The organism is Pseudomonas sp. SID14000, assembly GCF_002165135.1.
Taxonomy (GTDB): Bacteria; Pseudomonadota; Gammaproteobacteria; order Pseudomonadales; family Pseudomonadaceae; genus Aquipseudomonas.
This window is the reverse complement of record NZ_NFZQ01000154.1, coordinates 1-399: the sequence shown is the minus strand read 5'-3', so window position 1 is coordinate 399 and position 399 is coordinate 1. Positions and strand designations below refer to the sequence as shown.

Sequence of the window (399 nt, the reverse complement as noted above, 5' to 3'; positions counted from 1 at the left end):
CTCTCTCGTAGACGCGGGCCCGTTCGATAAGGCCGGCCGCGCGCAGCTCTCGGGCACCTTGACGGACCTGGTGACTGCTCAGGCGGGACTCGCGTTCCAGTGTTTCGCAGCGCAGCCATTGACCGGAGTGCAGGTAGATCCACACATTGAAGGCGGTGGGAGAGACGGGAGCCGTCTCGATCCTGGCCAGCAGATCGGGAAGGGGTAGGGCGGCGGTAGTCAACGGTGTGATTCCTTGTGGCGAGGCGGTCCGGCCGAGTAGGGGTGGCCGGACCGCCGGAGCGGGAGATCATCAGGTTCGAGTGGACGTGACCTGGCGGTTGGCACGAGCCCTACGGCCGCGGCGTTTGGCTTCGTTCTTGCGTTCCTCGGGGGTCATGCCGCCGAAGACGCCTTCCG

At 66.4% G+C, this 399-nt stretch carries 1 protein-coding gene; it reads right to left on the bottom strand.

Annotation, left to right across the window (positions count from 1 at the left end; all coding sequences use genetic code 11):
- A partial coding sequence (locus tag CAY82_RS26535) for a hypothetical protein (RefSeq protein WP_140399188.1) occupies nt 1–223 on the bottom strand: 223 nt, incomplete at its 3' end.
- Between the last annotated feature and the right edge of the window lie 176 nt (nt 224–399).